Consider the following 15,521-nt stretch of genomic DNA (forward strand, 5'->3'; position numbering starts at 1 on the left):
GCGAGACCGGGAAGACGCGAAGATCAGGGAAGCTGGGAACGATTTGAATTGGCAGACATCGGCCAGAAGCGGCTCCTTAAGAAAGCGCTGCATAGCGGACGTTGGCTCTGTCCGTATGATGCTTGATTGAAAAAAACCAGCATCGGCTAAAGCCGGTGACAGCATTTGCCAAAACCAGCGCGATTCTGACGGCACCTCCATCTACGCCAAATCACCCGCAGAAAATCAGGTAAATTACTCGCGCAGGCTAAAGCCCCCCCCAGGAAACGCGGCAAGAGTACATCCGGGCCAGAACTCACCCCCTTCAAAGGATATGCCATGATCAAAATCCGCCGATACTTTCAGTACCAGATGGGGGGACTTGTTCTTCTGATAGGCCTGGCCTTTACTCTTGGTGGTTATGTCTTGATGAGCAAGGTCGCGGAGGATGAGGCAGAAGCAGCGTTAAGGTTGATAACCAATGAGTCCGGCGCCGCCATGAATCATTTGTTGCTCCCGGCTACCACATTGCTGAAACTCCTTTCCAACGTACCCGACTTGAAAACGGGCCAGGAAAAGGACTGGATGGACCGCCTTTCCGCACAAACTTCGATATTGCTCGATCAACCGATGCTCAACAGTGTCTATGTTGGTGGCCCTCAAGGACAGCTTCTATTGCTGCGGGCACTCAGGGATGAGTGGGACCACACCAAATTCAAGGCGAGCCCGGAGGCGCGCTGGCTGGTACAAGTGCAAAGGGTTGACAAGAGCCGGGGCGAAGCCCAGGACTGGATCTATCTGGATGACAAGCTCCGTATTCTGGAGCGCAAGCAGGTGCCGGGCACTGAAAACTATGACCCGCGTAACAGACCCTGGTATCAGGCAAGTCGTCAAAACAGCGGGGTATTGCGTACCGAAACCTACAAGTTTTATACCTCTGGGAAAATCGGTATCACTCTCGCCAACGACATGCACGATGGCTGGGTGATTGCGATGGACATCAGTCTCGAATCCCTGCAAGAGGAACTGGCCAGAATGGCAACCTCCTATGCAGGCTATATTGGCCTGTTTGAACAAACCGGAGCAATCATTTCCGCCAACCTTAACGAAAGCAGTGCCAACGACTTCTTCAAGGGCTTGGTCGAAAAAGGGGGCATTGCTGACGGTAAAGACCTGAAGTGGATGGTCGATCCGGATGGTCAGTCTTGGTGGATGGGCACGGCAAATGTCAAGCTGCAGAAATATGAAGACATATTCCTCCATGTTGCCGTTCCACGTGACCGCCTCTTGGCGAAGGCCCAAAAGCTGCGCAATTTTTTGCTGGCCCTCACCTTGCTGATAACGCTTCTTACCCTGCTAATTGCGCAACGCAATTCGGACCGGATCTCTTTCGTATTCCAGACTCTCGCAGACCGAGCCAATGCACTGGTCAATTTTGATTTCCGGCAGTTTGATCAATCCAAAACCCGTATTGCCGAAATTGCCCAACTGGAAACCGGGCTTGAGCGCGCTCGGGCGAGCACCGCGAATTTTTTGCGCTTACTGGAAAAAGTTTCGCGCGAAGCGGACCTCGACAAATTGCTGCCGATGGTCGTTGAAGAAACAAGCGAGGCTGCCCAGGGCGAGTTTGCCTGGCTCTACATCCAGGACGGCACGAACTGGACTTTACGTGCACAGCGCGGTGATCGAAACGGGAACGATTGGTTATCGAAGTACCTGAGACAACTCGAGGAAAAAGGCGATGCCCACTTTCGTCTGGATGAGCCCATTAATGGACGCTACGCACTGATGCTGCCCTTATCCGGCCGGCGAGGGCAACTGCTGGGACTTCTCATCATTGAACGCCAGGAAGCATTCAGCGAACATCACCGCAGTTTTGTCGAAGCGCTTTCCGGTTTTGCTGCCTTGACGCTGGAATCACGAGAATTGGTTGTTCAGCAAAAGCAGCTCTTTGAATCTTTCATCAAGCTGCTGGCAGAAGCGGTGGATGCCAAAAGCCCGCATACGGGCGGCCACTGCCACCGCGTTCCCATCCTGACGGAATGGTTGGTTGAACTGGCCGCCAACAGCGATGCACCCTGCGTTGCCGATTTCGAAATCGACGACGAGATGCGCGAAGCAGTTCACATCGCGGCCTGGTTGCATGACTGTGGCAAGGTTGTCACTCCCGAGTATGTTGTCGATAAGGCTACCAAACTGGAGACGCTGTACGACCGGATTCACGAAGTCCGGACGCGTTTCGAGGTTTGCAAACGGGAGGCGGAACTGACTCACTGGAAAGCGGCATACCCGCAAGGACTGCCCGCCATCGAAGCCGAGCAACTCGCCGTCGAATTAAATGCCCTGGATGAGGATTTTGCGTTTGTCGCCGAGTGCAATCTGGGCAGTGAAAAGATGTCAGACGATGCTCTTGCACGCATCAGGCAGATCGCGACAAGAACCTGGACACGGACCATCGACGACCGCCTCGGCCTGTCGCACGATGAAATGCGCCGCCGTTGCGGCAGGAGCAGCGAATCATTGCCAACCCGGGAATATCTGCTCAGCGACCAACCCGAGCATCAAATCGCGCGTCCGCAAGGACAATCATTTGCCGATGACAACCCGTGGGGGTTCCGGATGCAGGTGCCGGAACTGCTCTACGACCATGGCGAAGTGAAGAATCTAGCCATCCAACGAGGCACATTGACCGACGAAGAACGTTACAAGATCAACGAGCACATCGTACTGACCATCAAAATGCTGGAAGCCATGCCCTTCCCTCGGCACTTGAAGGCCGTGCCGGAAATAGCCGGCGGTCACCACGAGCGGACCGATAGCAAGGGTTATCCCAGAGCCATCCCGGCCGCTTCCATGAGCATCCCGGCGCGCATGATGGCCATTGCTGACGTATTTGAAGCACTGACTGCAACCGACCGCCCCTACAAACAGGGGAAAAGCATCGATGAATCACTGGACATCATGCGCCATATGGCACAAGGAGGGCACCTTGACGTCGAACTGTTTGAGTTGTTCGCCCAGTCGGAGATTCCAGCCCGCTATGCGTCGCAATTCCTGGCTACGAGGCAGGCTAGACCAGCCTAGCAAAACCGTGCGTATCCGATTGAGCCAGCCCCCGCCAACAGGGAGCTGCGGACGCCACCCTAGGGCGCATTATCAGTGAGCGACGGGCAGCCGCTTACTGATAACACGCCTCAGGAGGAATCGTGCCTAACCCTGCGGTCGCTGGACGCTGCGCGATAAAGCCGCGCAGCACCGGTTAGCTCTACGTTCCTGAAAGACCGCTTGCTAAATCTGGCTACGTCCGCAAAGGGCACGAAGCAGTCCGCCCCCCCTTACCCCGCCAGCGCTGCCGTAACGATGGCCTGCGCCTCGCAGACCAGTTCGGCGAGGTGTTCGGCGCTCTTGAAGCTTTCGGCGTAGAGCTTGTAGATGTCTTCGGTACCCGATGGGCGGGCGGCGAACCAGCCGTTGGCGGTGCTTACTTTGAGGCCGCCGATGGCGGCGCCGTTGCCGGGGGCTGTGGTCAGGCGGGCGGTGATGGCTTCGCCGGCCAGGCTGGCGGCGCTGACCTTGTCGCCGGTCAGTTGCTTGAAGGCGGCCTTTTGTTCGCAGCTGGCCGGGGCGTCGATGCGGGTGTAGTACGGCGTGCCGTAACGCGCGGCGAGTTCCTGGTAATGGCGGCCCGGGTCCTGGCCGGTGACGGCGGTGATTTCGGCGGCGAGCAGGCCGAGGATGATGCCGTCCTTGTCGGTCGTCCACACCGTGCCGTCACGCTTGAGGAAGCTGGCGCCGGCGCTTTCTTCGCCGCCGAAGCAGATGCTGCCGTCGAGCAGGCCGGCCGAGAACCATTTGAAGCCGACCGGCACCTCGTAGAGCGTGCGCCCCAGGCCGGCGACGACGCGGTCGATCAGGCCGCTCGACACCAGGGTCTTGCCGACCGCCGAGGCCGCCGACCATTGCGGCCGATGGGACAGCAGGTACTGGATAGCGACGGCGAGGTAATGGTTGGGATTGACCAGGCCTAGCGAGGGCGTGACGATGCCGTGGCGGTCGACGTCGGCATCGTTGCCCCAGGCGATGTCGAAACGGTCCTTGAGGGCAACCAGGCTGGCCATGGCGTAGGGGCTGGAACAGTCCATGCGGATCTTGCCGTCGTGATCGAGGGTCATGAAGCCGAAGGCCGGATCGACCGCCGGATTGACCACCTCGATGTCGAGGCCGTATAGCTCGGCAATCGGCAGCCAGTAGGCGACGGCCGCGCCGCCCAGCGGATCGACGCCGATGCGCAGTTTGGCCCGGCGAATCGCCTCCATGTCGATGACTTCGCCGAGTTCGGCGATGTAGGGCGTCACCAGGTCGACCGCCCGGGTCGTCGGTGCGGCCAGGGCCTGTGCGTAGGGAAGCCGCTTGACGCCGCGATTGCCGTCGGCCAGCAGGGCGTTGGCGCGCTGCTCGATCCAGCCGGTGACATCGGTGTCGGCCGGGCCGCCGTGCGGCGGGTTGTACTTGATGCCGCCATCCTGCGGCGGATTGTGCGAGGGCGTGATGACGATGCCGTCGGCACGGTCGGCCGGATTGCCGGCGTTATGGACGAGGATGGCGCGCGAAATGACCGGCGTCGGCGTGTAGCCGTCATCGGCTTGGAGATGCGTCAGCACGCCGTTGGCGGCGAGAACTTCGAGGGCGGTCTGCTGGGCCGGGCCGGACAGCGCGTGGGTGTCCTTGCCGAGGAAGAGCGGGCCGCGGATGCCGGCTTGGGCGCGGTATTCGGCGACGGCCTGGGCGATGGCGAGAATGTGCGCCTCGTTGAAACTGCCATTGAAGGCCGTGCCGCGATGGCCGCTCGTGCCAAAGGCGACGCGCTGGGCCGGATCGCTGGCGTCCGGCAGATTTCGGTAAGCTGCCAGCAGGGCGGGAATGTCGGTCAGGCTGGATTTCGGGGCCGGCTGGCCGGCAAGGGGATGCGCCATGGTGATGTCCTGTGGTGGAGGATTTCAGGCCGCTTGCCGAGCATCTGCCGGCAGCGGGGACGACATGGTAACAAAGGTTTATGACCGGCAAGTATTTCGCGCTCAACAACGGGACGACCGGCGGCTGGATTCTGCACCTAACCGCCGGCAGGAACTGTGCCCTGGCGCATATAATCCCGCCCCATGCTGCGCTTAGTTCTCGATACCAATGTCGTCCTCGACCTCTTTCACTGGGGCAACACCGATGCCGTGCCGATCATGGCGGCGCTGGAGGCTGGGCGGATTCAATGCGTCGTCGACGCCCGCACGCTTGATGAGCTGCAACGCGTGCTGACCTATCCGCAACTCAAGCTGACGCCGGACATGATGGCCGAGCGCTATGCACGCTACACCGGGCTGGTCGAGGTTTTCCCCGCAGGCGAAGCGCCGAAGCTGCCGCGCTGCAAGGACAGGGACGACCAGAAGTTCCTTGAACTGGCCGCCCGCTGCGGCGCCAACCTGCTGGTCAGCAAGGACAAGGCGCTGCTCAGATTGCGCGGACGGACTAGCCTTGGTTTCCAGATCGTCAAACCAGCAGCGGCATCGGCATTGCTGGCAACGTGAGACAAAATTAGCCCCGGGTGGGCGCCGGTACAGAATCCCACGGTCAACCGGAAAAAATGGCAAAAATCAAAAAGGGAAATGCAGGGGCGGTTCGAGTTGGCGCTACTTCCCGTCAATTTCATATATCCGCGAGAGCAGCAAGTTGAATGCCGAGGTACGCGCCGGCTCGGTCGGACGAACGACGCCATACTCCTGCAAGACAGCGATCAATTTCATTGGCGCAACGCGCTTGTCACCAACGATCTCGACATGTCCGGCCTGCACTTCGACGCGCTTTAACCGATGATCGTCTTCAACCATGGCATTGCGCTGCTCGGCCAGCGAGAAAATGTCGTCGTCCTCGATGCAGCGGCCGTTCTCCTCATGGCGACAGGTATCGCGCTCATCGGTATCGATTTTCAGATAGCTGGCGACTTGATCGGTCAATGCGCCCGGCTCGCGAATGAACCGCGACGAGTACGTGATGTCTGCCCACTTCGGCCCGGTCGCCACGTAGCAACTCAAGGGCAGCAGCCCGAGCGTCAGCGGGTACAACCAGGATTTGCCACAGGTGCGGGCGGACTCTATTCCCGAAAATGGACCCGAGACGGTGACTAGGCGCAAATCGACGTGCGGCGTACGGGTCGATGCGGTCAGTGAGCCGCGGGCGATCAGCGCGCCCTGGCTGTGACCGATCACCGTCACCTGCGGCACATGCGATTGCTCGGCCAGTTGCTCGATTGCCGTCCTCAATGCAGCCGCACTGTGCGCCAGTTTGGCGCGGTCATCGTAGGTAAAGCAGGCCGATTGCTGGCCGTGGAAGGCCAGTACCTGGGCCAGGCCGCGAAACTGGCCCGACGAACCGAAACAGCCATGGACCAGCACGTTGATCGGCTGGCTCGCATCAAAATGCAAGCGCCGGTCCGGGTTGTCCGTGCACGGGCCCAGGCCGGGAATGTTGACGGTGATGCTGGGCGGCGGCTGGCGGCCGGGTTCGAGATCGAGCGCAGTGATCGCCTGGCGCGTCGCGCAGCCACCGAGAAGACTGACGGCGACCATGAAGAAAGCGATGCGAACCATGTTGGACACCTGACTGATAGGGCGGGGATGAACGATCGAACTGCGCGGTGGCAAAGCTCGATCCGGCAGCGCATTTTGCGGCTGGCAAAATGGAATAACAAGGAGCGGTGGCAGCATCGCTCTTGCTGGCGACTTGACGCAAAGGAGCAGAAACAATTTAGTTTTTGCCGGTATTAACAATAATGTTATATCTTTAGGCCTATAACAGGAATTACCCGTCGACAAGCCCGCGCAAGCGTCTGTTGGCGAAAGGAGAGTCAGCATGGTGAATCTCGTCTGGATGCAAGCCGGTGCCTGCAGCGGCGAAAGCATGGCCTTGCTCTGCGCCGACCGGCCCAGCCTGGAAAACCTGCTCCAGCAATATGACCTGAACCTGCTCTGGCATCCGTCACTGACCGCCGATACGCGCTTCGGACAAGTGCTTGAGGCGATCACCAGCGGCCGCCAAAAACTCGACATCCTGTGCATCGAAGGCAGCCTGATGACCGGGCCGGACGGCAGCGGCCAGTACGACACCTGGAAAGGCCGCGCCAAGATCGACATCATTCGCGAGCTGGCGCCGCTGGCCACCCATGTCGTGGCCATGGGCACCTGCGCCGCTTTCGGCGGCGTGCATGCTGCCGGGCCGAACCCGACCGACTGCACCGGCCTGCAATTCCTCAAAGACCAGCCGGGCGGCCTGCTCGGCGCCGACTGGCGGGCGCGCAGCGGCCAGCCCGTCATCAACGTCGCCGGCTGCCCGGCCCACCCGAACACGATGACCAAGGTGCTGGCCATGCTGGCCGAGGGCGAAGCGCTCCAGCTCGACACCCTCAACCGGCCGGCCGCCTTCTTCGCCAGCCTCGTCCATCAGGGCTGCACACGCAACGAGTACCACGAGTACGACATCGAGGACGAAGTGCTCGGCGGCCGCGGCTGCATGTTCTTCAGCCTCGGCTGCCGCGGCCCGCAAACCCTGGCGCCGTGCAATACCGAACTGTGGAACGGCCACAGCAGCAAGACGCGGGCTGGTGTGCCCTGCTTCGGCTGCACTTCCCCCGATTTCCCGGCCAACCGCGACCTGTTCGTGACGCCCAAAATCGGCGCCGTGCCGAAATTTCTGCCGCTCGGCGTCGCCCGAGCCAAGTACATGGCCTACAAAAATCTGGCCCGCGCTGCAGCACCCGAGCGGGTCGTCAAGCGCGAGATGGAACCATGACCCGCGTCACCGTCGATATCGACCTCAACCGCGTCGAGGGCGACCTCGAATTCCAGCTCGACCTTGAAGACGGCGTGGTCGTCGACGCGCGCTGCGTCGGCACGCTGTATCGCGGTTTCGAGCAGATCATGATCGGCCGGGCGCCGCGTGACGCGCTGGTCATCACGCCGCGCGTCTGCGGCATTTGCGGCACCGCCCACCTTTATGCGGCTACGCTGGCGCTGGAACAGATCGCCAACATCACGCCGCCGGCCCACGCCGTGCTCGTTCGCAACCTGTGCCTGATGGCCGAGACGCTGCAAAGCGACCTGCGCCAGAGTTTCCTGTTTTTCACGCCGGATTTCTGCAACCCGCTCTACGCTGGCCACCCGCTGGCGGCTGAACTGACCGAGGCTTTCGCCCCGCTCAAGGGCAGCGTCGTGCGCGGCTGCCTGAAGAGCACGCGCGAAATGATCGGCATCGTCGCCATCTTCGGCGGCCAGTGGCCGCACTCGACCTACATGCTGCCCGGCGGCATCACCCAGCCGGCCAATGCCCGCCGGCTGATGGATACGCGCGACATTCTGGCCAGCGTGCGCGCGTGGTTCGAGCAGGCCGTAATCGGCGGCGACCTCGACGAATGGCTGGCGCTTGATTCCGGCGAAGCGCTGTTCCGCTGGATGGCCGCCAGCCCGGCGCGGCAGCGCAGCGCCCTCGGCCTGTTCAACCGTTTCGGCCGCGACATCGGCCTGCACAAGCTCGGCGCCGGCACTGGCCACCTGCTAAGCTACGGCGTCAATCATCGGCCCGACGGCGCCGGCAGCGAATTGCCGGCCGGTTTTTTCAACGCCGACACGCAGCAGGTCGAGCCGCTCGACCACCTGCAGATCAACGAACACGTCCGCCACAGCTGGTTCCTCGATTACCCCGGCGGGCGCCACCCGTGGGCCGGCGAAACCATCCCCGATCATCAGCCGGGCAGCGACCGCTACACCTGGGCCAAGGCGCCGCGCTATGGCGACAAGGTGGTGCAGACCGGGCCGCTGGCCGAGCTGCGCATCGCCGGAGAGCCGCTCATCACCGACCTGCTGGCCAGCGAGGGTGACAACACCTGGCTGCGCCAGTTCGCCCGCCTGCGCAGGGCTGGCTGGCTGCTCAATGCTACGGTCAACACGAAAAAACAGCTAAAAATGAAATTGGACGAGCCGCATTTCATCGACCCGAAAATCGATGTCTGGCCGGATGGCGAAAGTTATGGCCTGGTCGAGGCGGCGCGCGGTGGGCTCGGCCACTGGCTGCGCATCAAGGATGGGCTCATCGACAAATACCAGATCGTCACGCCGACCGCCTGGAACGCCTCGCCGCGCGACAGCGCCGGCTGCCACGGCCACTGGGAACAGAGCATCATCGGCCTGCCGGTAGCAGACCCGGAAAATCCGGTGGAGATCGGCCACATCGTCCGCTCCCACGACCCGTGCCTGGTGTGCACCGTGCATTTCATCGGCAGCCACAAAAAAACGCATTTCAATGTCTGAAAGCATGCGCATCCTCTGCTTCGGCAACCCGCTGCATGGCGACGACGGCTTCGGCCCGGCCGTCAGCCTGGCGCTCAAGCGGGTCAAGCTGCCACCGGAGGTCAGGGTCATCGATTGCGGCACGCGCGGGCTGGATGCCCTGCACCTGTTTGAAGACTGCGGCCACGTAGTCATCGTAGACGCCATGGCCGGAGCCAATCCCGGCAAGCTGCGCCTCCTGAATGCCCGCAACGTACCAGTCGAAAACGCTGGCAGCGGCGGCCATGGCGCTGGCGTCGGCTACTTGCTGGCGGCTGTCCGCGAGATGATTGCGAAGCCACCGGTGATTGAGGTCATTGCCGTCGAGATCGGCCCGGTTAAAACCTTTTCGCCCGGCCTGTCGCTGGAAGTTGCCGCGGCCGTCGCCGAAGCCACCGATGTCATTCGCCTTTGCCAGGCACCCGCGGCATTTGGCCAGAACTGCGAATTGGCAGACGAACTGGACAGTTTGCGCCAGGCCAATCTGGCGCTGGAAAGCGAGCTGATCAAAAGCACCGAAGCGCTCGAACTGCTCATCGCCGAACAGGAAAGACAGCAGGACGAACTGCAGCTTCGCTCGCAGGAACTGGCCCAGCTGCACGGCGCGCTGGAGCGGGCCATCGGCACCATGGCCGAAATTTTCGTCATGCTCGGCCCGGACGGCCGGGTCATCCGCGCCAACAGCCTGCTCACCAAGGAACTGGGCTACGCGTCGGACGCCCTGGTCGGCCACTATTTCGAAGACTGCCTGCCCGAACCCGGCCGCCAGCAGTTGCGCCGGATGCTGCCGGCCAATCGCGGCACGCCGCTGCTGCTCAACGCCATTCGCGCCGCCGGCGGGCGCTTTGAAGCCGAACTCAATTTCCGCCGAGCCGAGACGCCGGCCGATGACAAAAACGAGACGCTGCCCTATCTCGTCCACGCCAGCCTGATCCACAGCCAGGCCGGCAAACTGGAGGGCGCCGTCGTCGTCGCAAGCAATATCGCCGTGCTCAAGGACCGCGAAAAGGCCCTGCGCGACAACGAGCGCCTGCTCCACGAAACAGCCCAAGACCTGCGCGATCACCGCGACAATCTGACGGCGATGGTCAATGAGCAAACGCACGATCTGCGTACGGCCAAGGAACAAGCCGAGCAGGCCAGCCAGGCCAAGAGCAATTTCCTGTCAAACATGTCGCACGAGGTGCGGACACCGCTCACCGCCATCCTCGGTCTTTCCGACCTGTGCCTGCGCACGCCGCTCAACGTCCAGCAGGGACAGTATCTGGCCAAGATTCGCCTGGCCGCCCACCACCTGCTCGGCATCATCAACGACATCCTCGACTTTTCGCGCATCGAGGCCGGCAAGCTGGACATCGAGCAGGTGCCTTTCGAACTGCCCGCCCTGATCGACGAAATCACCGACCTGCTCATCGAGCGCATCGAAGAAAAGGGGCTGGAACTCTGCGTCGATATCGGGCCCGAGGTGCCCGGCAGTTTCGTCGGCGATCCGCTGCGACTCAAGCAGGTCATCATCAACCTGCTCGGCAACGCCATCAAGTTTTCGGAAAAAGGCACCCTGCGCCTCGAATGCCGGCTTGAGTCCGGCGACGATGCGCTGTCCCGGCTCCGTTTTTCGGTCGGCGACGAAGGCATCGGCATTTCGCCGGCCGAGCAGGACATCCTGTTTTCCGCCTTCAGTCAGGCCGATACCTCGACAACCCGGCGCTACGGCGGTTCCGGCCTCGGCCTGGTCATATCCCGCCGCCTCGTCGAACTGATGAACGGCCGCATCTGGCTGGACAGCGAACCCGGGCGCGGCAGCACCTTCCACTTCACAGCCAGCCTTCAGAGCGTGCCGAACGCCCCGCAGCCGGCGGCCGAACTCGCCACGCGCCTGGCCGCCCACGCCGGGCGCACAGTGCTGATCGTCGACGACAACCCGCTGCTGGCCGAAACGCTGGGCAAACAGGTACTGCAACTGGGCTTGCAGGCAGAAACCTGCGCCAGCGGTCAAGCCGCGCTGAGCCAATTGAGCGAACCATCAGCCGATTACCTGGCAGTGCTGATCGATTGGCAGCTGCCTTCCGGCATGAGCGGCGTCGAAACCATCACGGCCATCCGCCAGACCATCGGCCCGCAGGCGCCGGCCCTGATCCTCCTGGCACCGCACAACAGCGCCACGCTGCCCTTCATGGAAAACCACGTGGCCGACGCCGTGCTGCACAAGCCAGCCAGCCTCCGGAGCCTTTATTCAGCGCTGGCCGTGCCGCTGCACTTGCCGGCGCTCCCGGTGTTGCCCCCGGCGAACGGCCTGCCCGACATTGCCAGCGTCCCCCACCTGCGCGGCGCCGACATCCTCGTCGTCGACGACGTAGACCTCAACCGCGATCTCATGCAGGAACTGCTCGGCATGGCCGGCCTCAAGATCCGCCTGGCCTGCGACGGCAAGCAGGCCATCGCTGCCATTCGCCAGAAACGCCCGGACCTCGTCCTGATGGATTGCCAGATGCCGATCATGGACGGCTTCACCGCCACCCGCCTGTTGCGCGCCGAGCCGGAATACGCCGACCTGCCGATCATCGCCCTGACCGCCGGCGCCCTCGAACACGACCGCCTGCAGTGCATGGAGGCCGGCATGAGCGCCCGCGTTACCAAGCCGGTCGATCTCGACAAGCTGCTGCACCTGATCAGCGATTTGCTCCAGCCCGGGATGAATGCCGCCATCCCCGTCACGCCGAGGGCGGAACCGACGCTGGAACCCGCCTGGATGCTCGACCTGCCGGGCATCGACATCGAAAACGGCCTAAAACTGATGGGCAACAAGGTCAATTTTTATCGGAGCATGCTGATCAAATTCCGCGACAGCCATGGCATCCGCTTCGAAACGAACCTGCGCACCGCCCTTGGCAAAAACCAGCAGGTCGACGCGCTACGTCTGGCCCATACGCTCAAAGGCATCGCCCGCAATCTGGGCATGGAACACCTGGGCAATCTCGCCGCGACGGTCGAGGCCGAACTGAAGGAGCCGACAAGCGACCGGCTGCCGTCCATGCTCGAGCCCTTGTTCGCCGAAACAGCCCGAATTGCGAGCTTGCTGCAGAAACTGGGGCAATAAGCGACGCAGGCCATGATTCCGGCGCTTGGCCATGTTTGCCACGGTCAACCGGAAAAAACGGCCAAAATTGAAATGGCTGGCGCGCCGGCCACCTCGCCTGCTTCCTGCCTCAGCGCTCGGCTTTCAGGCATGGCGAAAACACCGGCTCCGCAGGCAGCGCCTGGGTTTCGCTGTCATCCTTCAAACCGATGCCGGTCAATTGCCGAGCCAGGGCGGCACGAATCAGCCAGGCCAGCTTGACTGAAGCGGCGGCCGGTGTCAGCCCGGCCGGGCGGATGTTGGAAAGGCAATTGCGCTCGGCATCGAGCCGGCCGATCTTCGGCGCGAAAGTCAGGTAGGCGCCGAGGCTATCCGGCGATGAAAGGCCCGGTCGCTCGCCCAGGATGACGAGGACCAGCCGAGCCCGCAGCACAGCGCCAACTTCGTCACCGAGCGCCACCCGGCCCTGGCGGGCGATGACCGGCGGCGCGATACGCAAGCCGTCGAGCAGGGGCAGCAGGGCGCCCAGCAGCGGCAAGGCGTTCTCATGTACGGCGGTTGCCGAGAGCCCGTCGGCGATCACGATGGCCACATCGGGCACCTCGGGGAGGCACTGGGCGAGAAGCATCGCGGCGCTGGCCTCGTCGAGACTGCGGCCGAGGTCGGGGCGTTGCAGATAGGTGTGGCGGTTGATGGCCCGGCTATGGACAACGAGCGGTTCTGCCCCGCCCATCTGGCGCCAGCGGGTAACCAGCCCGTCGACATCAAGCGCCTGATGCACGGCGTCGCGGGCCAGGGCATGGGCGACATCGAAACTGAGCACGGCGGCGGTCGGCAGGCTGTTGCCGGCACGGCCCAGGGCGATGCGGGCAGCGGTCAGCGTCGCCAGCGCTTGCCAGGGGTCCGGACGGCTCATGGCAGGCGCCGCCGCAGGTCGGCCAGCAGTCGATGATCGGGACTGGCTGGCAGCAGGCGCCCGGCCCCGTCGGTCAAACCCATGCTCGCCAGCCAGGCTTCGAATTCCGGCGCCCGCTGCAAACCGAGCGCCTGACGGACGAACAGCTGGTCGTGGAAGGAGGTGCTCTGGTAATTGAGCATGATGTCGTCGGCCCCCGGCACGCCCATGATGAAATTGACCCCGGCCGTACCGAGCAGCACGAGCAGGTTGTCGATGTCGTCCTGATCGGCCTCGGCGTGGTTGGTGTAGCAGATGTCGCAGCCCATCGGCAGCCCGAGCAGCTTGCCGCAGAAATGGTCTTCCAGCCCGGCGCGGATGATCTGCTTGCCGTCGTAGAGGTATTCAGGGCCGATGAAACCGACCACGGTATTGACCAGCAACGGCTTGAAATGCCGGGCCACGGCGTAAGCGCGGGCCTCGCAGGTCTGCTGGTCGACGCCGTGGTGGGCGTTGGCCGACAGGGCGCTGCCCTGCCCGGTTTCGAAATACATGACGTTGTCGCCGACCGTTCCGCGCTTGAGCGACAAGGCCGCCTCGCGCGCCTCCTGTAGCAGGGCCAGATTGATGCCGAAGCCGGCATTGGCCGCCTCGGTGCCGGCGATGGACTGGAAGACCAGATCGACCGGCAGTCCCGCCTCGATGGCGCGGATCTGGCTGCTGACATGGGTCAGCACGCAGGATTGCGTCGGAATCTGGAAACGGCCGATCAGTTCGTCGAGCATGCGCCACAAGCTGGCCAGCGCCGGCAGGCTGTCCGAAGCCGGGTTGATGCCGATCACCGCGTCGCCGACGCCGTACATCAGGCCGTCGAGCATCGAAGCGGCAATGCCGCTGGCGTCGTCGGTCGGATGATTCGGCTGCAGGCGCACAGCTAGCCGGCCGGGCAGGCCGATGGTGTCGCGGAAGGCGGTGACGACCCGGCACTTGCGGGCCACCGCGATGAGATCCTGATTGCGCATCAGCTTGCTGACGGCAGCAGCCATCTCCGGCGTGATGCCGGGCGCCAGCGCGGCCAGTTCGGCTTCCCCCGTCGTCTCGTCGAGCAGCCATTCGCGGAATTCGCCCACCGTCAGCGACGCGACCGGCGCGAAGGCCGCGGCGTCGTGACTATCGACGATCAGCCGGGTGACTTCGTCGATTTCGTAGGGGATCAGCGCCGCGTCGAGAAAGCAGCGCAAGGGCAGATCGGCCAGCACCAGCCGGGCTGCCATCCGCTCGGCCGCACTCTGCGCGGCAATGCCGGCCAGCGCGTCGCCGGAACGGGCCGGGCTGGCCTTGGCCATTACCTCGCGCAGATCGGCGAAGCGATAACCTTGCGAACCGACGCTGGCCCGATAGTTCATGTCATTGACGCCGGCGGAACACCCAGCTCTTGTCGTCGGATGCTTCGGGCGCGAAAGCGTAGCCGTCGCTATCAAAATCCTTGAGCCCTTCCGGCTCGCTCAGCCGGTTCAACACGGCGTAGCGCGTCATCAAGCCGCGCGCACGCTTGGCGTAGAAGCTGATGATCTTGTACTTACCGTTCTTCCAGTCCTCGAACACCGGCTGGATCACCGTGCCGTTGATCTTGCGGCCGACGGCGGCCTTGAAATACTCCTCGGAAGCGAGGTTGACCGCGACCGGTCGCGGCATGTCGGCCAACTCGGCATTGATCGCCTCGAGCAGACGCTCGCCCCAGTAGGCGTAGAGATCCTTGCCGGCCTTGTTGGCGAACTTGGTGCCCATTTCCAGCCGGTAGGGCTGCATGAGGTCGAGCGGCTTGAGGATGCCGTAGAGTCCGGACAGGATGCGCACGCGCTGCTGGGCGAAGTCGAGATCCTCGGCGCCCAGCGTTTTCGCCGCCAGGCCATCGTAAACATCGCCGTCGAAGGCGAGCACTGCCTGCTTGGCGTTTTCCGGCGTGAAGGGCAGCGACCAGTCGGCGTAGCGGTTGAAATTGAGCAACGCCAGCGGATCGGAGAGGTCCATCAAATTGGCGATATCGGCCGGCGACAATTTGCGCAGCTTTTTGATCAAGGCTTCCGAGTGCTTCAGGTAAGCCGGCTGCGTGTGCGTGGCGACGTGCGGCGGGGTCTTGTAATCAAGCGATTTGGCGGGGGACAGGAAAATCAGCATGGTCGTTGGCGCGGGTTGGCAATGCCTC

At 62.8% G+C, this 15,521-nt stretch carries 10 protein-coding genes; 5 read left to right on the plus strand and 5 right to left on the minus strand.

The features are described from left to right. The first annotated feature begins 318 nt into the window (after window positions 1–318). Window positions 319–3,063 carry an HD domain-containing phosphohydrolase gene (locus KI610_RS15280; RefSeq protein ID WP_226495820.1) on the plus strand — a complete coding sequence of 915 codons (2,745 nt, stop codon included), beginning with the start codon at window positions 319–321 and terminating at the stop codon, window positions 3,061–3,063. A gap of 251 nt (window positions 3,064–3,314) precedes the next feature. Here KI610_RS15280 and pgm read toward each other — a convergent pair whose 3' ends face one another. Then, the gene (pgm, locus tag KI610_RS15285; protein WP_226495821.1) at window positions 3,315–4,952 is read right to left on the minus strand and encodes a phosphoglucomutase (alpha-D-glucose-1,6-bisphosphate-dependent); all 1,638 of its coding nucleotides are present in this window, start codon (window positions 4,950–4,952) and stop codon (window positions 3,315–3,317) included. A 183-nt stretch (window positions 4,953–5,135) separates the two neighbouring features. Here pgm and KI610_RS15290 point away from each other — a divergent pair, with 183 nt between their 5' ends. Next, window positions 5,136–5,555, plus strand: coding sequence for a putative toxin-antitoxin system toxin component, PIN family (locus tag KI610_RS15290; protein ID WP_226495822.1), 420 nt, complete (start codon window positions 5,136–5,138; stop codon window positions 5,553–5,555). Between the two features lie 102 nt (window positions 5,556–5,657). Here the strand turns inward: KI610_RS15290 and KI610_RS15295 are convergent, their stop codons facing one another. Beyond that, window positions 5,658–6,614 carry an esterase/lipase family protein gene (locus tag KI610_RS15295; RefSeq protein ID WP_226495823.1) on the minus strand — a complete coding sequence of 319 codons (957 nt, stop codon included), beginning with the start codon at window positions 6,612–6,614 and terminating at the stop codon, window positions 5,658–5,660. Between the two features lie 262 nt (window positions 6,615–6,876). On the opposite strand from KI610_RS15295, the gene KI610_RS15300 reads away from it, so the two are divergent. From KI610_RS15300 to KI610_RS15310, 3 genes are read left to right on the plus strand one after another with little or no spacing between them, the layout of a single operon-like run. Next, a complete protein-coding gene (locus KI610_RS15300; protein WP_226495824.1) occupies window positions 6,877–7,812 on the plus strand; it encodes an NADH-quinone oxidoreductase subunit B family protein in 936 nt (311 codons plus the stop codon). After that, the gene (locus KI610_RS15305; RefSeq protein WP_226495825.1) at window positions 7,809–9,326 is read left to right on the plus strand and encodes a nickel-dependent hydrogenase large subunit; all 1,518 of its coding nucleotides are present in this window, start codon (window positions 7,809–7,811) and stop codon (window positions 9,324–9,326) included. Before KI610_RS15300 ends, KI610_RS15305 begins: the two co-directional genes overlap by 4 nt. Beyond that, complete coding sequence (locus KI610_RS15310) at window positions 9,319–12,441, plus strand: hydrogenase maturation protease (RefSeq protein WP_226495826.1); 3,123 nt, start codon at window positions 9,319–9,321, stop codon at window positions 12,439–12,441. The genes KI610_RS15305 and KI610_RS15310 overlap by 8 nt, the downstream gene beginning before the upstream one ends. Window positions 12,442–12,550: 109 nt before the next feature. On the opposite strand, the gene eutC is transcribed toward KI610_RS15310, so the two are convergent. From eutC to yaaA, 3 genes are read right to left on the minus strand one after another with little or no spacing between them, the layout of a single operon-like run. Beyond that, a complete protein-coding gene (gene eutC, locus KI610_RS15315) occupies window positions 12,551–13,336 on the minus strand; it encodes an ethanolamine ammonia-lyase subunit EutC (RefSeq protein WP_226495827.1) in 786 nt (261 codons plus the stop codon). Next, complete coding sequence (locus KI610_RS15320) at window positions 13,333–14,721, minus strand: ethanolamine ammonia-lyase subunit EutB (protein ID WP_226495828.1); 1,389 nt, start codon at window positions 14,719–14,721, stop codon at window positions 13,333–13,335. The genes eutC and KI610_RS15320 overlap by 4 nt, the downstream gene beginning before the upstream one ends. A gap of 1 nt (window position 14,722) precedes the next feature. Further along, complete coding sequence (gene yaaA / locus KI610_RS15325; protein WP_226495829.1) at window positions 14,723–15,493, minus strand: peroxide stress protein YaaA; 771 nt, start codon at window positions 15,491–15,493, stop codon at window positions 14,723–14,725. Between the last annotated feature and the right edge of the window lie 28 nt (window positions 15,494–15,521).

This window comes from Ferribacterium limneticum (assembly GCF_020510565.1).
Classification (GTDB): Bacteria; Pseudomonadota; Gammaproteobacteria; order Burkholderiales; family Rhodocyclaceae; genus Azonexus; species Azonexus limneticus_B.